Origin of the sequence: Streptococcus cristatus, from assembly GCF_008369405.1 — a bacterium.
Lineage (GTDB): Bacteria > Bacillota > Bacilli > Lactobacillales > Streptococcaceae > Streptococcus > Streptococcus cristatus_G.
Genome location: NZ_VSJJ01000016.1, coordinates 1 through 18,517, shown reverse-complemented (window position 1 = coordinate 18,517; position 18,517 = coordinate 1). Strand labels below are relative to the sequence as shown.

Genomic DNA, 18,517 nt, shown 5'->3' with positions numbered 1-18,517 from the left:
CATCCGTATCTGGTTTCCATAAGAAATCCCATCTTTTCCCGTGCTTGATAAATTGTCCACCTGCTGTATTATTTTCAATAAGGTAATTTAGGAAGTTCCTACCATTTTCTTTATCACCATTTCCCAAGGTCTTATAAAACTCGGCAACTCGATTTGTTTCATTTACAGCAATCTCATTGTTATAATTTGCTTGTATTTTAAAAACATTGTCAGGCTGACCATTTTAGATATTCTATCATAAACATTTATAGCATCTAGATCCGAAGTGAAGTCATTATCATCATATCTTGTTGAATCTACATCTCCTTTGAAGGAACTTTCATATCGTTCTGTATTAATAGGAAGTTCACCTATTGTCATAGAATTTCCGAGGGTACTTAGTACGTGAGCCAACAGTTCTTTCCTACCATCATTCGTAGATAAGTCTCTATCTCCCCAAGCTTGTTCTGTAAACGTCGATAATTGAATGGCTTCATGAGCAAGATCTTTCTTACTGGGAGAAGAGCCTTGTTGGTTTTCAATACTATCAATAAATAAACCTGCTTCATAATCAGAGAACCCATAATCTTCTTTTAATGTTTTTCGTAACTTATCAATTTTTAATACACCTCCTAAACCAGACCATGCTGCACGTCCTGTATCCCCAGCATAGACTGGTGAGGCAACCAATCTGTTAAATTCATAAACTACTCTCTCTTTAGACCATCCTTTTGTTTCAGCTTTTTCAAGAATTGATTGCTGCAACTGGTATAAGAGATTTGCTGTTTCAATATCAAAACCATATATATTTACAAAATCATCCACAATAACTTTCTTTTCCTTCTCAGCTTTAGTCACTGGGATATTCTTATCCAACTGATGTGTCTCAATCTTCCGCTCTGTCATCTTCTTGACCCAACTCATGTCCACACCGTCCGCATAGTAGTTGCCATCACTATCGACAATGATTTCACTTAGTTGTGTGGCTCCTTGAATAGCTAGACGAAGAACTTCTAGACTATCACTGAAATATTGGGAGACTTGAGCGACAAAGAACTCCAGCTTTTCAATCTTCTCTTCCAATTCTTTAATTTGTGATTCAATTTGCGACTCTGCACTAGAAAGAATCACCAGAGACTGCATGTGAGAAACGATATTAAATGTAGCAACAGACTTCATCCGCTCTAAGAATGATTCTTTAACTTCAATAGCCTTTTTGATAGAGGCTAGCTGTTTCTCTCTCAATTCTTTTGTCTTCTTCAGCTGATCCAGATCGAGGTTTCCATACTCTGATACCTGAGCATCGGCAATCCTATATGAATTTAACTCCGTTTGAATGTCGTCCACTGCAGCCTGTAGCTTCTTAATGGCAGGAATGATAATCTCTGAAAAAGACCCTTACCTGCTGTATAGGCTGCTCCCATGAGTTCTCCAGAGTCTAGAGTAGCTATTAGGTGGTCACATCCCTGAGACAATCGGTCTGTCACCTCATTGGCCACTTGAATATTATTAGCCATAGCCTCCATCAGCTGTGAAGACTCCGATGCGCTGTACTTTACTCCCATGGTAAAGAGTTCCTTTCTTTCGTCAATCTTTCTCGATTTTCATCTAATTTTTGCTGAACTTTCCTTGTTTGGAAACATTGTCCAACTCTTGCTCTACGTAGCTGTCAATTGCTTGTTGCAAGGCTTGGTTTTCTTCCCATATTTTACGATTGGTATGGCTTGTCTCTGATACGGGATCTATCAAGTTTTCTATTTGGGCATTTATCGTCCAAATATCTTCACGAAAATCCATTACCTTCTCTTCGTAACGTTTTTTGATAACTAAAAGATCTTCTTCTTGATTCTCAAGCTGGATGATTTGCTTATATAATTGTTCACGTTTTTCTTGATTTTTATCTTTTATCATCAGTTGCTCCAACGTTGTGCCTGCTCTATATCGCGTTTCTCAATTTTTGCAGCAATTTCTGGAAATTTATTAGCCTGAGTCAGGACGGCCGAGCTGAAATCACTGACAGCCTGCAGCATTTGATTGCAGGCTTGACGACCAGCTTCCATTCCAGCAATATCACTTGTATAACCAAATTCAACTTGATTGTTCTTGAAGGCTGAAGTATCCACTCCTACTAATTCACTAATTGCGGAACTTGCTGCGATAGTATCTGAAGAAATCTTCCCTGACATCTAGCATTCCCTACCTTTCGTTCTAATTGTTAGGCAATTTCTCATTGGCTATTACGATTGGTGTTGCCAGTGGTACCACCCAAGATTGCTCCCCAAGCTTTCTGATAATCCGCATCTGATGCGCCGATACCAAAGCGATAGCTCGTCGTTGGAGCGCCATTTTTAGCCCAGTAGCTAGGAACGGTCGGACCGCTTAGATTGATGGAGCGGCCATTGATTGTGACGGTTCCCGGTCTTTCTCCAGTAGACTTGAGAACATCAGACTTGATAACGCTCGAATCAAGATTGAACTTCTCTCCGATTCCCCATGCCTCTGGATCCGCCTCATAAATGGCATTGGCCAGATAGGCCAGATAGGCTGCATTATTATTGTAGCCTGTCAGGGCAGCCATAGAAGTATTATCATCATGACCAATCCAGCCTCCAAGAGTCATCCGAGGAGTAGAAAGCATGAGCCACATATCACCATTGCTGTTGGTTGTACCTGTCTTGCCAATCCAGTCTGCCCCTGCCAAGGTACCATTGACTTGACTAATTCTTGATTTAAAGGTCGTAGTTGCACCAGAATTGAGCACGCCTCGCATCAAGTTCTGCATAATCGTCGCAGCAGCAGGTGAGTAAACCTGAACTGGTTTAGCCTTATGCTCATAAACCACCTTGCCGTCTGGGGCTGTGATCTTTTCAATCATATACTTTTCTTGATAAGAACCGTTATTAGCCAAGGTCTGGAAACCGTTGGTGTGCTGGGCAACCGAAACCTCGATCCCCCCACCCATTGGTAGACTTTCAATGTCATAGTTGTCAATATGATAGCCCATTTTTTCCATATAACCTCGGACATTGACACCCTTCTCGCGAAGTGCACGATAGGTCCAATAAGCTGGAATATTCCAAGAAGTATTGAGGGCTTCCTGCAGGTCCATCATGCCTGTCCCGCGACTATCCACGTGCATAATCGGCTCACCACTAGAGAAGTTCGTCGGATAATTAGAAAGCACGCTCGCACTTCCCATCAGCCCTTGGTCAATGGCGATCCCATAGGCCAAAATCGGCTTAATTGTCGAACCAGGAGATCTTTCCGTATCAAAAGCATGGTTGTTTTGATTAGAACTATAGTCTCTACCACCGACAAAACCAATGATTGCTCCTGTTTTATTGTCCTGAAGGACATTCCCAACCTCGACCATTCCTGTTCCATCATCCAAGAGACTACCATAGTTGGCAACAGCGTTCTGCATCGCCTGATGAATCGAATGATTGATGGTTGTTGTGACCGTATAACCACCCTCGCTCAGCTCTTTTCGAGCCAACTCTTGATAGGCTTCAACCGTTGCATTATTTTTTAATTCTTGCTGAGATACATTGTCCCGCTGAATCAAATACTGATACATGGCCGTCTGCGCTTCTGAAAAGGCTGTATGGTAGAGGTAACTATGCGAGCTCTTTTGAAGGCTCTCAGTCGGCTTAAAATCTTGCGTCAGATCATGGTCTTTATATTGCTGGTAGTCGGCCTCGCTCAGTCGGCCTGTGCGGTACATATTATACAAAACATGCCGAGCCCGCTCTAGACCTAAAGCCATGTCATCTGGACTCTTCATGCTACCATCAGAGGCATAAGGCGAATAGACAATCGGACTCTGAGGCAATCCTGCAATAAAGGCAGCCTGCGGAATAGTCAAATCTTTAGCTGATACACCAAAAATCCCTTGAGCCGCTTCTTCCACACCGGCAATATTTTGCCCCTTATTATTTCGACCAAAAGGTGCCACATTCAAATAGGTGGTCAAAATATCATCCTTGGACATATAGCGTTCCAGAGCCAAGGCATCAACAATCTCGACCGCCTTCCGCTTGAAGGTCGGAGCATCTCCCACGACCTGCTGCTTGATCAACTGCTGAGTCAAGGTCGATCCCCCGCTGGATGAACCAACTCCAACTACAGAACCCAAGGTCGCCCGCAGAACAGCCTTGGGCACAACACCATTGTGAATCTCAAAATTTTCATCTTCAGTCGCAATGACGGCATTTTTGACATTGTCAGAAATCGCATCGCTGGCAACTGGAATCCGCAACAAATCATTATCAATTTCGGAAATCAACTCTCCGTCGGCATAGGTCAGCTTGGAAATCCCAGAAAGCTTATTGACCTGACTTACCAGCTCCTCCTGATTCGGCACGGAGACATCACTAAAAAGACTGGCTGCGTAGCCTAAACCAAGTCCAGCCCCTAATACCACTCCAAAAAAGATAAATACAAAAGCGACATTTAAGAGTAATTTCATTGTCCGAAAGATTACGGAAACAATATCAAGTACCGACCATGTCTCTCCTTTTGACTTAGGCTGCGTAACAGGCGAGGGTGCCCCCTTACCAAACTGCCTTAACTTTTTTATAAATTCTTTCAACATAGATTCTCCTTCTCGACTATTATAGCAAACATCAGCAGATTATATCAAGAAAGAGCTAATTCTAGCGCTTTTGCGGGAATTATTTTCTGGCTACTCATTGCTATTTATCGGGTTTGTGATACAATAGAGGGATAAAACAAAAAAATACTTGAGCAAGGGCAAGATCTTTGCTATCTTAGAAAAGGAGAGACAACTATGCACATTTTTGATGAGCTGCAAGAGCGTGGTTTGATTTTTCAAACGACTGATGAAGAAGCTTTGCGCAAAGCCTTAGAAGAAGGGCACGTCTCTTATTATACTGGATACGATCCAACAGCGGACAGTCTTCACTTAGGTCACTTGGTGGCTATTTTGACCAGCCGCCGCTTACAGTTAGCTGGGCACAAGCCTTATGCCCTCGTCGGTGGTGCAACAGGTTTAATTGGCGACCCATCCTTTAAAGATGCAGAGCGTAGCCTGCAAACCAAGGAAACCATTGATGGATGGGTTCAGTCTATCCAAGGACAACTTTCTCGCTTTCTTGACTTTGAAAATGGTGAAAACAAGGCTGTCATGGTCAACAACTACGACTGGTTTGGCAGCATCAGTTTCATTGACTTCCTCCGTGATGTCGGTAAATACTTCACTGTCAACTACATGATGAGCAAGGAATCCGTAAAAAAACGGATTGAAACAGGGATTTCTTACACTGAGTTTGCCTACCAGATCATGCAAGGTTACGACTTCTTTGTCCTCAACCAAGACCATAACGTCACCCTGCAAATCGGTGGTTCTGACCAGTGGGGCAATATGACTGCTGGTACTGAATTGCTTCGTCGTAAGGCTGACAAGACTGGGCACGTTATCACTGTTCCCCTTATCACTGATGCGACTGGTAAGAAATTTGGTAAATCAGAAGGAAACGCAGTTTGGCTCAATGCCGACAAGACTTCTCCATACGAAATGTACCAATTCTGGATGAACGTCATGGACGCTGACGCTGTTCGCTTCTTGAAGATCTTTACCTTCTTGTCACTGGATGAGATTGAAGCCATCCGCAAACAGTTTGAAGCAGCTCCACACGAACGCTTGGCTCAAAAAATCCTCGCTCGTGAAGTCGTGACTCTTGTCCACGGTGAAGAAGCCTACAAGGAAGCCCTCAAAATTACAGAGCAACTCTTTGCTGGAAACATCAAAAACCTTTCTGTCAAAGAACTCAAACAAGGACTTCGTGGCGTGCCAAACTACCAAGTACAAGCTGACGAAGACCTCAACATCGTGGAAATCCTCGTAACATCTGGCGTGGTCAAATCAAAACGCCAAGCCCGCGAAGACGTCCAAAATGGGGCCATCTATGTCAATGGCGACCGTATCCAAGACCTTGACTATGTCTTGAGTGATGCAGATAAGCTTGAAAACGAACTGACTGTTATCCGCCGCGGTAAGAAGAAATACTTCGTCCTTACATACTAAAACATTCAACATTTATCTATAAACAAAGGAGTTAACCTCGAGTAAGGTAACTCCTTTTTGTTGTTGATAACCACACCTATCTAGCCTTAATAGACAGACTGCGTAGGACAATGCGTAAGGTTGTTAGATTATGTAAGATAGAGAGATTTGAAGGACTGAGCCAATTAAACAAGCCAAAGCCAATCAAACTACTATTTACGACAATGGTATCTTGAATATTCTTCTTGATGAGTATTTGCAAAGATGATGATAGCGAATCCAACTCTTGGAAGAAATCCAAGCGATTATCTAACAATAAGATATCACTCATCTGCTTAGAAATATCTGCGCTCTCATTCATCACCACACCGATATCTGATAGGGTTAGAGCCGCTGAGTCATTCAACCCATCTCCAACCATCAAAATAGTACGACCTGCTTTCTGCAGTTCCTCTACTAACTCAAATTTCCCATCAGGTTTCAAGTCTGTATAGACCTGATCAAACGGCAAATCTTTGACTAATTCCTCTGTCCTAACTAGGGTGTCCCCTGTTGCCAGAATCAATTTTTTCCCTTGTTCCTTAAGTTTCTCCAAGGCTGCCTTAGCTTCTTTTCTCAAAGGAGTATGGATACAGAACATTCCAATCAATTCATTCTGGTAGGCTAAGAATAAGAGATTGTAGTGATTCTTGTACTCTTCAATCAAAGCATGTTGTTCCAAACTAATATGAATCTGCTCATCCTGCATCAAGACATAATTCCCAATAACAACTAGTTGGCCATCAATATGTGATTTAATTCCCTTGCTTGCAATATATTGGAGTTTCCCATGCATTTCCTCATGTTCAATTCCCTCTATCTCAGCTTGCTTGACAATGGCATTAGCAATAGGATGATAAATGTGTTCCTCAAGACAGGCACTGATTCTGAGAATATCTTCCTCGCTATAATCCCCAAAAGGTAACACCTTTTCAACTATAGGATAGCTAGTTGTGATTGTTCCTGTCTTATCAAACAAGAAAGTATCAACTTCCAGATATTTCTCTAGAACATCTCCATCCTTAATCACCATTTCACGGTTCAACCCCTCCTTGATAGCTGTCAAATAAGCTACAGGAGTAGAGATTTTCAAAGCGCAGGAGAAATCGACCAATAGGAAAGAAATAGACTTAGAAAAAGAACCTGTTAATAGGTAAGTCAGACCAGCCCCCAAGAAATTATATTTGACGACCTTATCTGCCATCTTGATGAAATAGCGTTGTTTAGTTTTCTTGTTTTCTTCAGATTTCTTCATCAACTCAATCAGCTGTAAAATACGGCTGTTCATCTGATTATCGGTTACACGAATGCGTAGCTCCCCAGTCTCCAAGACTGTGTTTGCACAAACCAAATCAGACTCTCTTTTTTCAACTGGAAAACTCTCTCCCGTCAAGGAACTTTCGTTGACCATACCTAAACCTGAAACTACTTGTCCATCAAACAGAATTTCATTTCCTTGAGATAGGACCAAGACATCTCCTATTTGAACATCGGAACTCTTGATACTAACGACCGTATCGCCCTGTACTAAGAATACATCGCTCTCTTTTGCAAGAAGACTCTGTTCTAAATCTGTTGCAGTTTTTTTCAAGGACCACTGATCTAAATGATTCCCCAAATCAAGCATAAACATGATGTTGCTGGCAGTCTTGGATTGGTTCATAAACAAAGACAATAAAATAGCCGAACAGTCCAAGACTTCCATCGTTAGTTCCTTACGCGCTAGTGTTTGATAGGCTTCTTTAACATAACCAAAAGCCTGATAACAAGTCCATATATAGCGAATAGGAGACGGCACAAGACTACGAAAAAGCACACGCTTAATCGCTGCACCTGAAACGATAGAATAGGCACTCTCTTCTCTACGAACAGGAAGAGTCATCAACTCAGAAACTTTCCCTTTATCAATTCTTTTTAAAAAGGCTTCTGCATTGTCTAATACAGAGAAGCCTTCTTTTATACGTAGGGTAAAGCGCTGTTGATCCATGTAAAACTGGATAGACTCAATTCCCTTCTCATCTCTCGCCAAGGAATGAAGATAGTCTTGAATATCCAAGGTGAGTGAAAAAGAAGATGATAGTCGGATATGTTGATATCCTCTATATAGCACTTTAAAAGACATATTATTCTCCTATAAGGCTATCTAATTGCTCTTCTTTTTTCTCTTGCTCATACAAATATTTAGCATCTTGCAAAACATCGTCTCCATGTTGCTTCACAACAGAAACAGATGCATCTAGCTCATCTTTCAACTTGTAAGCCTTAGCCAAAGCTTTAGAATAACCTTTTTTAGCTTCCTTACTTGCTAAGATTTTCAAACCAAGGGTACCAAATGCGACACCACCCAAAAATAGTGAAGATTTTTTCGCAACTTTTGCAACGGTTAATACTTCTTTTAACATACTTATTTCCTCCTTATCGTTATTATATAGAAATTTAGATATAAAAGCAATTTCATTTTATAAATTGGAGAATTAGTTTTATTTCTACTGAATCTCCCATCTACTTACTCCTAAAGTTGCTTTCACTTGTCTCTTTTGATACACTTAAACTATGAATAAAAACCTCAAACCCAAACTCCAGCGCTTTGCTACTGCGACTGCTTTTGCCTGTCCCATCTGCAAGGAAGAGCTGCAGCTGATGGAAAACAGCCTCAAATGCCGACATCGTCATTCTTATGACTTGGCCAAGTTTGGCTATGTCAATCTGGCACCTCAAATCAAGCAGCCCAAAGACTACGATAAGGCCAGTTTTCAAAATCGGCAGTTGATTTTAGAAGCGGGATTCTACCAAGCTATCTTAGAAGCGGTATCGAACTTACTTGCTAGCTCAGAAACTGCCAAAACAGTCTTAGATATTGGCTGTGGCGAGGGATTCTACTCTCGCAAACTCCAAAAAATCCATTCCAAAAAAACCTTCTATGCCTTCGATATTTCAAAAGATTCTATCCAGTTGGCAGCCAAGAGCGACAGCAGTTTCGCAGTCAATTGGTTCGTCGGTGATTTGGCTAAGCTACCGCTACAAGATGCCAGCATGGACATCATTTTAGATATCTTTTCTCCAGCCAATTATCAGGAATTTCGGAGAGTCATGTCTGACAATGCCCTCCTCATCAAGGTCATCCCCACCGAGCACCACCTTCAGGAAATTCGCCAAAAAGCCGCTAGACAACTTAGCAACAAGGATTACTCTAACCAAGAAGTCATCCAGCATTTCCAAGAGCACTTCGATATAATCTCCGAGATTACTGTCGAGTCCAGCCAATCCTTGACTGCCGAAAGCCGAACAGCTCTTTTAGCAATGACACCGCTGCTCTTTCATGTCGAGCAAGATCAGATCGACTGGACTGACCTCACCCAAGTGACCATTGCCGCCACCATTCTTATCGGAAAAGCAAAATAAAGAAAAGATAGTCCGCAGACCAAATGCATTCCGTTTGGCTTGCTGACTATCTTTTTTAAACTCATATTTTAATAAACTGTTTTCTCTGTTTCAAAATCAAAGAAATGCGCCTTGTTCAAGTCGAAGCCAAGGTCAATTCCAGCACCTGTCTCCAAGTGGTCACGTGCATCTACACGTGCGATGAACTCGCTGTCGCCAACTTGACAGTAAAGGTGAGACTCAGAACCCAAAAGCTCAGATACAGAAATGGTCGCATGAACCACAGAATCTGGGAAGGTCTCCAAGAAAGCAGCTTCTGTATTGATATCTTCTGGACGAATACCAAAGATCAGCTTCTTTCCGTCATAACCTTTCTCACGCAGCACCTTCAATGCTCCTTCCGGCACGGTTAAACGCAAGCCATCGGCAACAATTTGATTTCCCTCAAGTGTCACATTGATAAAGTTCATCGCTGGGCTACCAATGAAGCCTGCCACAAACTTGTTGACTGGATTTCTGTAAACTTCCTGTGGACTACCGATCTGCTCTACTCGACCAATGGTTCCAGTTCCAGCAGGGTTCTTGGTTGCTGACATGATAACAATCCGGTCTGCAAGTGTCATGGCTTCTGTCTGGTCGTGGGTAACGTAGATGGTTGTTGCTCCGATACGGCGATGAATTTTGGCAATCTCAGCACGCATGGACACACGCAACTTCGCATCCAAGTTTGACAAAGGCTCGTCCATTAGGAAAACCTTTGCATCACGCACGATGGCACGACCCATGGCAACCCGCTGACGTTGACCACCAGAAAGGTCTGCTGGTTTACGCTCCAAGAATTCCTTCAAACCAAGAATTTCAGCCGCTTCTTGCACCCGTTTGTCAATATCTTCCTTGCTGTACTTGCGCAGTTTCAGCCCGAAGGCCATGTTGTCATAGACTGTCATGTGTGGATAGAGGGCATAGTTCTGGAAGACCATAGCGATATCACGATCTTTCGGTGCCACGTCATTGACCACTTTACCGTCAATTGACGCTGTTCCTTCTGTGATATCCTCAAGACCCGCAATCATACGCAGCGTTGTAGATTTCCCACATCCTNCATACGCAGCGTTGTAGATTTCCCACATCCTGACGGACCAACGAAAACGATAAACTCCTTGTCCTTGATGTCCAAATTAAAGTCTTCAACAGAATAGTGCTCACTGTTTGGATACTTTTTATAAATATTTTTCAGATTTAACTCAACCATAAGTTCCCCTTTACTTTATGTGAAAATAGTTGCCCTTGAAGCCCCTAAAAGTTTCAAAGCGCTTTCATAAAAATATTATATCCTTTTTTAATCATTATTTCAAGCATTTATTCAAACGTTTGCACAATTTTTTATCATTTCTTGAAAAATCCTTCTTTCAAAATAAAAAAAGAGAGGCTGAGACAAAAGTCCTAGCCTCTCAATTGTCTTTGGATTGTCGAGCAAGACGCAGTGGTTGAGTGGGCTCTACTAGGCTGATTTCATCAGCTTTTACAGCCCTACTCAACTGTGCGGAGGTGGGACGACGAAATCGAATTCTAACGAATTACCGATTTCTGGCCCACTCTCTACAGGACTAGTCATTGACACGGTAGTAAAATTGACCTTGTTCATCAAAGCTATTCAGCCCGACGCCCGTCCACAGACGATCTTGGCTGGCATCTGAGTTATCTTGAAAGTTCTCTCTGTCTGCAAGCTTGATACCTTTTGGAATAAACTCTAGCAAGAAACCACCGGTCTCACCACCGTACACACCGCCAGCAGCAGTGCCATAGTCTGTCAGAGATGCTCCGTACAGCTCATAGCTATCGGAAACCAGTCCTTTGTCATTGAACACTAGCTGATGACCAGCAGTATTTTGCCAGGTTCCTTTTACACTGGAGTAGTCTCCATTAACCAAGGCCGAAATATCCATTGCTTTTTTCTCCTCTTGCGCCTTTTCCGAACTAGCTTCCGCTGAGCTTTGACTGCTTGCAGCAGAAGAAGACGACGACTCTGTAACCTTCTGGCTGGAAGCTACTTGAGAAGTTTCCTGAGTAGTACTCGAACTCGTCTGAGTAGAATTGACTTCCTTGCTAGAGCAGGCCGCCAAAGTCGATAGAGCGAGGCAACATAACAAAGGATAGACTATTTTCTGCTTCATGGCTTTCTCCTTATCCATTAAATGATTACTAATATTATAGACTTTTTCGGCCTATTTTACAAGTTAGCTCAGTTATCCTGCACCCCTAAGACCTTATAAATGGTTTTGCTCAAAGCCGCCTGATAGTCCTCTACAGTCAGGGGTCTCTCTGTAATAATTTCTGCAGTCTGCTTGTCCAGATCTACTGTCACATCTGACACATCTTCCATAGACAGGAAATGCTTGGTGACGTGTTTGACACAATTTTGGCAAGATAAGTTTTCTAATTGAACTGTTTGTTTCATAGATTCATTCCTCCGTATATTCCTTCATTTTAAAGCGTCCTAGACGCAGAGCATTGGCCACAACTGACACTGAGCTCAAGCTCATGGCCAGACCAGCCAGCATCGGATTGAGCAAGGGACCGCCAAAAAGATGCAATAGCCCCATAGCAATCGGAATACCTAGTGTATTGTAGGCAAAGGCCCAGAAGAGATTTTCCTTGATATTGCGGATGGTCGCCTGACTGAGCTTGATAGCCTTGACCACATCCTGCAAATCACTATGCATGAGCACTACGTCTGCCGACTCAATAGCTACATCTGCGCCTGAACCGATGGCAATCCCAACATCTGCCTGAACCAGAGCCGGCGCATCATTGATACCGTCTCCGACCATGGCTAGTTTTTTCCCAGCTTCCTGTAAGTTCTTGATAGCAGTTGCCTTACCATCTGGCAATACACCTGCAATAACTTTTTGGATTCCAGCTTTCTGGGCAATAGCTGTCGCGGTTTCTTCACGATCTCCTGTCAGCATGATGACTTCTAGCCCCATAGACTGAAGCTCCTGCACAGCCGACAGGCTACTAGATTTCATCTCATCTGCTACCGCTAAAATACCAGACAGCTGTCCATCTATTGCGACAAACATGGCTGTTTTTCCTTCCTGGGATAGCTCTAACAACTGTTCTTGAAAAGCACTGCTGTCAATGTTCTTTTCTTTCATCAGGGACTCATTTCCGACCAGAAGATGCTTACCTTCAACCTGAGCAGCCAATCCTCGGCCAACAATGGCCTCAAAATGACTGACAGGCAGTAAGTCAAGCCCCTCCTCTTCAGCAGCTGCCAAAATAGCCTGAACCAAAGGGTGCTCAGAATGCTGCTCAGCGCTAGCTATTAGCTGCAACAAGTCGGACCGATTCAAATCACCCAAGGGCAACAGATCTGTCAGACTAGTCTTACCAACTGTAATCGTCCCCGTCTTATCAAGAACAATAGTATCCAGCTGATAAGCCGCTTCCAAAGCTTGACCAGACTTAATCAGAATTCCATTTTCAGCCCCTTTGCCAGTCCCAACCATGATGGCTGTCGGAGTGGCTAATCCTAGCGCACAAGGGCAGGCAATGACCAGAACTGCAATAAAGATTGACAGGGAAAAGCTAAGGCTCTCACCAGCTAGAAAATACCAGCACAGCGCAGACAAAGTAGCTAAGCTCAGCACGATTGGGACAAAATAAAGCGAAATCTTATCGGCCAAGGCCGCAATCGGTGCCTTAGACCCCTGCGCTTCTTCCACCAAGCTAACAATCTGGGCTAAGGTCGTATCCGAACCTACCCTAGTTGCTTGATAGTCAATACTACCATTTTGATTGATTGTTGCACTGGTAATGGTATCGCCGACCTTCTTTTCAATCGGGACACTTTCACCAGTCATCATAGACTCATCCACAAAGGTCTGCCCCTCCGTCACAAGGCCATCTACAGGCATACGCTCCCCTGGCTTGATACGGATGATATCTCCAACTCGGATATCCTCTGTATCAATCATCACAGCCTCACCATAACGAATCACTGTCGCCTGGCTAGGCACTAGCTCAAGAAGAGACTGAATCGCCTGAGACGTTCTCCCCTTAGCTGAACTTTCCAGATATTTGCCCAGAAGAACTAAGGCAATAATCACTGCAACAGACTCAAAATAGAGCTGATGAATAAAGGCATGATGACCAAGAAAAACCTGACTGACCGAGTAGAGACTGTAGAGAAACGCTGCACTAGTCCCCACCGCAATCAAACTATCCATATTAGGATGTCGCTTGATAAGATTGCGAAATCCTCTCTGATAAAAGCCACGCCCAATCCACACAGCAGGCAGAGTCAAAAACAGTTGTGACAGAACGAAAACCAAAGGATGCTTCATATGGTCCAAGAAGCTAGGCAGAGGAAGACCGACCATACTGCCCATAGAGATATAAAGCAAAGGCAGAGCCGTAAGCAAAAGAATCAGTAATTGCTGTTTCTTTTTTTGCAATTCCTGCGCTTTCATTGCAGCCTCTTCACTCACATCAGACGGTCTGTCTTTCCCTTTTTCTTCTGCTTGATAACCAGCCTCGGCTACAGCATCCAGCACTTGCTGGCTGTCAAATCCCTCTTTAGGAAGCAAACTGAGACGTTCTGTCGCCAGATTGACACTGACATCCTCGACCGTTTCTAAGTCCTTGACCGCCATCTCCACCGTCATAGCACAGGCAGCACAGGTCATGCCTGAGAGCTTGTATTCTTTCTTCTCGCTCATCAATGCGTCTCCTTTCCGTGACCGCAACGACATTGGCCTTGTGGGCAGTGACATTTAATTTCCAAAGGAGCCGAGGCTCTTTTCTTATCAATGACTTGGCTAAGCCGCTCCAAGTCCCTTTGACTGAACTGACTTCTCTCAATCATCGAAATCAAAAGGTCTCCATGTTTAGTGTTGCATATATTATCAAAAAGAGCCTGCCAAGTACTTTCCAGATGGTCCGCTTCTAAAATCCGAGCATCATAGTAAAACTTACCCTCGATTTTTTCCATAGCGATAAATTCTTTAGTTTTCAGACGATTCAAAAGAGTCTTGATTGTTGCCGGCTTCCAGGAAAAATCGGCTTCCAAACGCGCTATAATCTCTGTACTGCGACTGTGTGGATAAGCCCATAGCACACGCATCACTTGCCATTCTGCTTGGCTCATATTTTGCTGTTCCATTGTCTAACACTTCCTCGTTGTTTACATTTGTAATTCAATTCTACATTAGTTTACATCTGTAATCGTTATTTGTCAAGTATTTTTATCATCATTTTCCGATATAGAAAAAAGAAGGCGGGATAGTCCCGTCTTCTCAAGTTTGTCCATATTAATGCGCCAACATCTCTTGGGCAATTTCTTGACCTGTCAATTTACTTGGATAATATGTTGGCCAGTTTTCCAGCTCATCAAAGAGTGCTTCCTGGCTTTCGCCGCCATAGAAGATATGGAAATGAGCTGCCTTGGTCGGTGCAATGTTGTGGTCGCTAAACTGAACATACTTGTACTCCCCAGCATCCGCATCTGTCGCTTCAAACATAAAGCGAACTCCACGATTTCCCTTAGAGTAAGTCAGAGTATGCTTACCAACGTATTTATAAGTATACTTCTTGGATTTTCCATCTACCACAAATTCCATGGTCTTGTCTGTGATATTGATATTGGAAACATCTGTCTTATAGCCCTTATCATAGTAGTCCTTGTATTCAGCTGCCGTCATTTTTCCAGTCAGCTTAGCCTTGTAGTCAAAGACTTGGTCAAAGGTACCATCCTTCAGATAAGGGTAAACAGACTGCCACTCGCCAGCATAGTCAGACAAGGTCCGATCCTTGACGGCACTGTCTTCAAAGTAGCCGTTTTGGACTGTCTTATCGTCTTCTTCTTTCTCAGCTGCAATCTCCGCTCCCTCTTGGTCCGTCGTTTTCTTGAGAGCCTTTAGATTGGCCTGCATGATTGAAATATAGTCTGCTCCGTCCTTGGTCTGCTTTTCTGTCAAGCTTTCCAGTGGATTCAAGACATCAAGTTCTACTCCCGTTTCCTTAGCCAGAGTAGAAGCCAAAGCCTGGGAAGCATTCTCTTCAAAGTAAATATACTTGATTTTATTTTTCTTGATATACTCGGTCAATTCAGCCAAGCGTGAAGCGGATGGCTCGCTATCTGGTGAAAGTCCAGAAATTGGCACCTGCTTCAAGCCATAGTCCAGTGCCAGATAGTTAAAGGCTGCGTGCTGAGTGACAAAACTCTTTTGCTTAGCGTTGGCTAAACCATCTTCATATTCCTTATCCAAGGCTTCCAGCTTCTTGATATAAGCTGCAGCATTTTTCTCAAAAGCAGCTTTCTTTTCAGGATAAGCTTTGCTCAGACTATCTCGGATGTGTTCCACCATTTTAATAGCCCGCTTCGGAGACAGCCAAACGTGAGGGTCGTACTCATGATGATGCCCCTCTTCACCATGGTCGTGGTCTTCTTCCTCTTCACCACCAGGCAGCAGAAGCATATTTCCAGTCGCCTTGATAACCTTTTCTTCCTTATTTTTCAAGGTTTTTAGCAAATCCGGAACCCAAGTCTCCATATTTTCATTTTCATAGACAAAGGCATCTGCATCCTGAATAGTCGCAACTGCCTTAGCTGAAGGCTCATAATCATGCGGCTCTGTACCGGCCCCGATTAGAAGTTCAACATTGGCCTCATCTCCAGCCACCTGCTTAGTAAACTCATAAACCGGATAAAAAGTCGTGACAATATTGAGCTTGCCATCTGCATTTTTTTGATTGGAACAAGCTACTAAGAAAATACTCAGTAAACCCGCTAATAGTAAGCTAATTTTTTTCATTTTCTGCTCCTATTTCATAAATTTTTTGACCAGATTGACCAGCAAGAACAAGCTGACGAAAATAATCGTAATGCTAGCGCTAGCTGGCGTCTCTGCATAGTAAGAAATATAAAGTCCAGCAATCATACCAAAGAAACCAATGGCATTTGCCAGCAAAATAACCGACTTGAAATTTTTCCCAATCCGCAACGCAATACTGGCTGGCAAGACCATAATGGTCGAAACAAGCAAGGCTCCCGCAGCCGGAATCATGAGGGCAATCGCAACACCCGTCACGATATTAAAGAGAATAGACATGGTCCGCACAGGTAGCCCATCCACAAAGGCCGTATCCTCATCAAAGGTCAAGATGTACATGGGGCGAATGAAGAGGAAGGTCAAGACGAGCACCACAGCAGCAATAACAAAGAGAGAAATTACCTGCTCCCTACTGATAGTCACAATGGAGCCAAATAGATACTGGTCCAGACTCATCGAGCTAGAACTCTTGCCCTTACTCATAACAATCAAGGAAATGGCTAAGCCAGTTGACATGAGAATGGCTGTCCCGATTTCCATGAAATTCTTATAGATAGTCCGCAGATACTCTAAGAAGACTGCTGCGATTATAACCACCACCACCGTTGTGAAGGTCGGTGACAAACCTAGAACCAAGCCAAAAGCCACACCCGCCAGTGAAACGTGACTAAGCGTGTCACTCATAAGACTCTGCCGACGTAAAATCAAGAAAGTCCCCAAAATCGGCGAAAAAAGACTCATAGCAATAACTGCCAGAAAGGCTCGCTGCATAAAATCATAGGAAAATAAATTAAGCATGACTCACCTCCTGTCCATTATCGCTTTCATGCACATTGAAACAGCGCCAAGGTGAGTCCTGATTACGGACCAGATGAATGTTGCGGTCAGCATATTTACGAACTTCCTCCGGATCGTGCGTAATCATCAAGACAGCTTTCCCATGCTGATGAGCACTATGGTGCATGAGCTTGTAAAATTCATCCTTGCTGCCTGCATCCATCCCTGTTGTCGGCTCATCTAGGACAAAAATATCCGGATCCGAAGCAAACATCCGAGCAATCACAGCCCTCTGCTTTTGCCCGCCAGAGAGAGAACCAATTCGCTTATCTCGATGTTCCCACATTCCAACCGACTCCAGACTTACCTTAATATGCTCCTCATCATGCTCATTCAAATGACGGAACCAACCCTTGCGCGGATAACGTCCCGACTTGACAAACTCATACACCGTACTAGGAAAACCAGCATTAAAACTAGCAATCTGCTGAGGAAGATAAGCAATCCGCAGTTTCTTACCTCGTTCATTAGTCTTGGAAATCTTAACCTCACCATGCTTAGGCTGCAAAATTCCCAGACTAGCCTTGACAAGTGTCGTCTTAGCAGCCCCATTCTCCCCCGTCAAGGTTACAAACTCGCCACTATCCAAAAAATAGTGTATATGCTCCAACACAGGTTCCTTGTCATAGTAAAAGGACAGATTTTCCACCGTGATATATCTCATTTCCCAATTTCTCCAATCAAACCATCCAAAAATTTCACAATCACTTCTTGCTCATCAGAAGAAAATTGCTCTGCCAATCTCCGGTAAGTATCCAAAGTATGAACATGATGATGTTGATGCTCTTCCGCAATCGGTCGTGCCAAGTCAGTCAATCGATAAAAAGTCACACGAGCATCCTTCTTATCCTTGAACGTTTCCAACATCTTTTGCTCTACCAAAGTCTTAACAGCTTTAGTCACAGCAGCCTGACTAACATTCAGTCTCTTTGCTAAGTCAGAATTCGTCAAAGACTCCTGAGACAAGAGCATCAAAATATGTTCCTGCGTGTTCGTTAGCCGCACATCGCTCGTACAAGAGCCGACCAAAATTTCATGTTGATTCTCAGCTGTCAATATAACCTCATTCAAAAAATGATTAATTTTTTCTGCTAAATCTCCCATTCTTCGCTTCCTTTCTTAACTGGTTGAAACTTTACCGGTTAATTATACCACAAAAAAGAAAAGAGTCAAGCTCCAACTATAGTAACACTCTGATTCTAAAACAATGCAAAAGCATCGATAGAGAGAAAGAAAAAAGAGCTAACTGCTCTTTTCTCATATGATCATTTACTCCGCCAGTAGGACTCGAACCTACGACATCATGATTAACAGTCATGCGCTACTACCAACTGAGCTATGGCGGATAATAGCTAAGCGACTACCATATCTCACAGGGGGCAACCCCCAACTACTTCCGGCGTTCTAGGGCTTAACTTCT

15 protein-coding genes, 1 tRNA gene and 2 pseudogenes are annotated in these 18,517 nt (G+C 43.2%); 2 read left to right on the top strand and 16 right to left on the bottom strand.

Annotation, left to right across the window (positions count from 1 at the left end):
• Nucleotides 1-819 precede the first annotated feature (819 nt).
• The 4 genes and pseudogenes from FXF62_RS11020 to pbp1b all read right to left on the bottom strand — a co-directional run.
• Nucleotides 820-1,544 (bottom strand): annotated as a pseudogene (locus tag FXF62_RS11020) (ATP-binding protein); the annotation flags it as partial.
• 43 nt (nt 1,545-1,587) lie between these two features.
• Nucleotides 1,588-1,890, bottom strand: a complete 303-nt coding sequence (locus FXF62_RS10450; protein WP_262881651.1) for a hypothetical protein — start codon at nt 1,888-1,890, stop codon at nt 1,588-1,590.
• A complete protein-coding gene (locus FXF62_RS10445; RefSeq protein ID WP_149518684.1) occupies nt 1,890-2,165 on the bottom strand; it encodes a TIGR04197 family type VII secretion effector in 276 nt (91 codons plus the stop codon). The genes FXF62_RS10450 and FXF62_RS10445 overlap by 1 nt, the downstream gene beginning before the upstream one ends.
• A 41-nt stretch (nt 2,166-2,206) precedes the next feature.
• Complete coding sequence (pbp1b, locus tag FXF62_RS10440) at nt 2,207-4,573, bottom strand: penicillin-binding protein PBP1B (RefSeq protein ID WP_187984271.1); 2,367 nt, start codon at nt 4,571-4,573, stop codon at nt 2,207-2,209.
• Between the two features lie 195 nt (nt 4,574-4,768).
• Between pbp1b and tyrS the strand changes: the two genes are divergently transcribed.
• Nucleotides 4,769-6,025 carry a tyrosine--tRNA ligase gene (gene tyrS, locus FXF62_RS10435; RefSeq protein WP_149518683.1) on the top strand — a complete coding sequence of 419 codons (1,257 nt, stop codon included), beginning with the start codon at nt 4,769-4,771 and terminating at the stop codon, nt 6,023-6,025.
• Between the two features lie 76 nt (nt 6,026-6,101).
• Here tyrS and FXF62_RS10430 read toward each other — a convergent pair whose 3' ends face one another.
• A complete protein-coding gene (locus FXF62_RS10430) occupies nt 6,102-8,165 on the bottom strand; it encodes a heavy metal translocating P-type ATPase (RefSeq protein ID WP_149518682.1) in 2,064 nt (687 codons plus the stop codon).
• Between the two features lies 1 nt (nt 8,166).
• A complete protein-coding gene (locus tag FXF62_RS10425; protein ID WP_000910909.1) occupies nt 8,167-8,445 on the bottom strand; it encodes a DUF6110 family protein in 279 nt (92 codons plus the stop codon).
• Nucleotides 8,446-8,596: 151 nt separating this feature from the next.
• On the opposite strand from FXF62_RS10425, the gene FXF62_RS10420 reads away from it, so the two are divergent.
• Nucleotides 8,597-9,445: a putative RNA methyltransferase gene (locus FXF62_RS10420; RefSeq protein ID WP_149518681.1), complete on the top strand. Its 849-nt coding sequence runs from the start codon at nt 8,597-8,599 to the stop codon at nt 9,443-9,445.
• Between the two features lie 68 nt (nt 9,446-9,513).
• Here the strand turns inward: FXF62_RS10420 and FXF62_RS10415 are convergent.
• From FXF62_RS10415 to FXF62_RS10365, 10 genes and pseudogenes are all read right to left on the bottom strand, one after another.
• Nucleotides 9,514-10,676, bottom strand: a pseudogene (locus tag FXF62_RS10415) (ABC transporter ATP-binding protein).
• 355 nt (nt 10,677-11,031) lie between these two features.
• Nucleotides 11,032-11,598: a DUF6287 domain-containing protein gene (locus FXF62_RS10405; RefSeq protein ID WP_149518680.1), complete on the bottom strand. Its 567-nt coding sequence runs from the start codon at nt 11,596-11,598 to the stop codon at nt 11,032-11,034.
• A 68-nt stretch (nt 11,599-11,666) separates the two neighbouring features.
• A complete protein-coding gene (locus FXF62_RS10400) occupies nt 11,667-11,882 on the bottom strand; it encodes a heavy-metal-associated domain-containing protein (protein ID WP_149518679.1) in 216 nt (71 codons plus the stop codon).
• 4 nt (nt 11,883-11,886) lie between these two features.
• Nucleotides 11,887-14,148: a heavy metal translocating P-type ATPase gene (locus tag FXF62_RS10395; protein WP_149518678.1), complete on the bottom strand. Its 2,262-nt coding sequence runs from the start codon at nt 14,146-14,148 to the stop codon at nt 11,887-11,889.
• Nucleotides 14,148-14,591 (bottom strand): CopY/TcrY family copper transport repressor, encoded by a 444-nt coding sequence (locus tag FXF62_RS10390; RefSeq protein WP_125383739.1) that lies wholly within the window; start codon nt 14,589-14,591, stop codon nt 14,148-14,150. Before FXF62_RS10390 ends, FXF62_RS10395 begins: the two co-directional genes overlap by 1 nt.
• A 148-nt stretch (nt 14,592-14,739) precedes the next feature.
• Entirely contained in the window at nt 14,740-16,242 is a 1,503-nt protein-coding gene (locus tag FXF62_RS10385; RefSeq protein ID WP_149518677.1) for a zinc ABC transporter substrate-binding protein AdcA, read from the bottom strand.
• 9 nt (nt 16,243-16,251) lie between these two features.
• A complete protein-coding gene (locus FXF62_RS10380) occupies nt 16,252-17,058 on the bottom strand; it encodes a metal ABC transporter permease (RefSeq protein WP_045498201.1) in 807 nt (268 codons plus the stop codon).
• The gene (locus FXF62_RS10375) at nt 17,051-17,761 is read right to left on the bottom strand and encodes a metal ABC transporter ATP-binding protein (protein WP_149518676.1); all 711 of its coding nucleotides are present in this window, start codon (nt 17,759-17,761) and stop codon (nt 17,051-17,053) included. The genes FXF62_RS10380 and FXF62_RS10375 overlap by 8 nt, the downstream gene beginning before the upstream one ends.
• On the bottom strand, nt 17,758-18,201 hold the full coding sequence (locus FXF62_RS10370) for a zinc-dependent MarR family transcriptional regulator (RefSeq protein ID WP_149518675.1): 444 nt from the start codon (nt 18,199-18,201) through the stop codon (nt 17,758-17,760). Before FXF62_RS10370 ends, FXF62_RS10375 begins: the two co-directional genes overlap by 4 nt.
• 168 nt (nt 18,202-18,369) lie before the next feature.
• Nucleotides 18,370-18,443, bottom strand: a tRNA-Asn gene (locus FXF62_RS10365).
• Between the last annotated feature and the right edge of the window lie 74 nt (nt 18,444-18,517).

Bases quoted from the DNA above. Each gene is read 5' to 3' on its own strand.
- FXF62_RS10445 (WP_149518684.1), bottom strand. From the start codon at position 2,165: ATGTCAGGGAAGATTTCTTCAGATACTATCGCAGCAAGTTCCGCAATT.
- FXF62_RS10385 (WP_149518677.1), bottom strand. From the start codon at position 16,242: ATGAAAAAAATTAGCTTACTATTAGCGGGTTTACTGAGTATTTTCTTA.
- FXF62_RS10405 (WP_149518680.1), bottom strand. From the start codon at position 11,598: ATGAAGCAGAAAATAGTCTATCCTTTGTTATGTTGCCTCGCTCTATCG.
- FXF62_RS10380 (WP_045498201.1), bottom strand. From the start codon at position 17,058: ATGCTTAATTTATTTTCCTATGATTTTATGCAGCGAGCCTTTCTGGCA.
- FXF62_RS10395 (WP_149518678.1), bottom strand. From the start codon at position 14,148: ATGAGCGAGAAGAAAGAATACAAGCTCTCAGGCATGACCTGTGCTGCC.
- FXF62_RS10430 (WP_149518682.1), bottom strand. From the start codon at position 8,165: ATGTCTTTTAAAGTGCTATATAGAGGATATCAACATATCCGACTATCA.
- FXF62_RS10400 (WP_149518679.1), bottom strand. From the start codon at position 11,882: ATGAAACAAACAGTTCAATTAGAAAACTTATCTTGCCAAAATTGTGTC.
- tyrS (WP_149518683.1), top strand. From the start codon at position 4,769: ATGCACATTTTTGATGAGCTGCAAGAGCGTGGTTTGATTTTTCAAACG.
- FXF62_RS10390 (WP_125383739.1), bottom strand. From the start codon at position 14,591: ATGGAACAGCAAAATATGAGCCAAGCAGAATGGCAAGTGATGCGTGTG.
- pbp1b (WP_187984271.1), bottom strand. From the start codon at position 4,573: ATGTTGAAAGAATTTATAAAAAAGTTAAGGCAGTTTGGTAAGGGGGCA.
- FXF62_RS10450 (WP_262881651.1), bottom strand. From the start codon at position 1,890: ATGATAAAAGATAAAAATCAAGAAAAACGTGAACAATTATATAAGCAA.
- FXF62_RS10420 (WP_149518681.1), top strand. From the start codon at position 8,597: ATGAATAAAAACCTCAAACCCAAACTCCAGCGCTTTGCTACTGCGACT.
- FXF62_RS10370 (WP_149518675.1), bottom strand. From the start codon at position 18,201: ATGGGAGATTTAGCAGAAAAAATTAATCATTTTTTGAATGAGGTTATA.
- FXF62_RS10375 (WP_149518676.1), bottom strand. From the start codon at position 17,761: ATGAGATATATCACGGTGGAAAATCTGTCCTTTTACTATGACAAGGAA.
- FXF62_RS10425 (WP_000910909.1), bottom strand. From the start codon at position 8,445: ATGTTAAAAGAAGTATTAACCGTTGCAAAAGTTGCGAAAAAATCTTCA.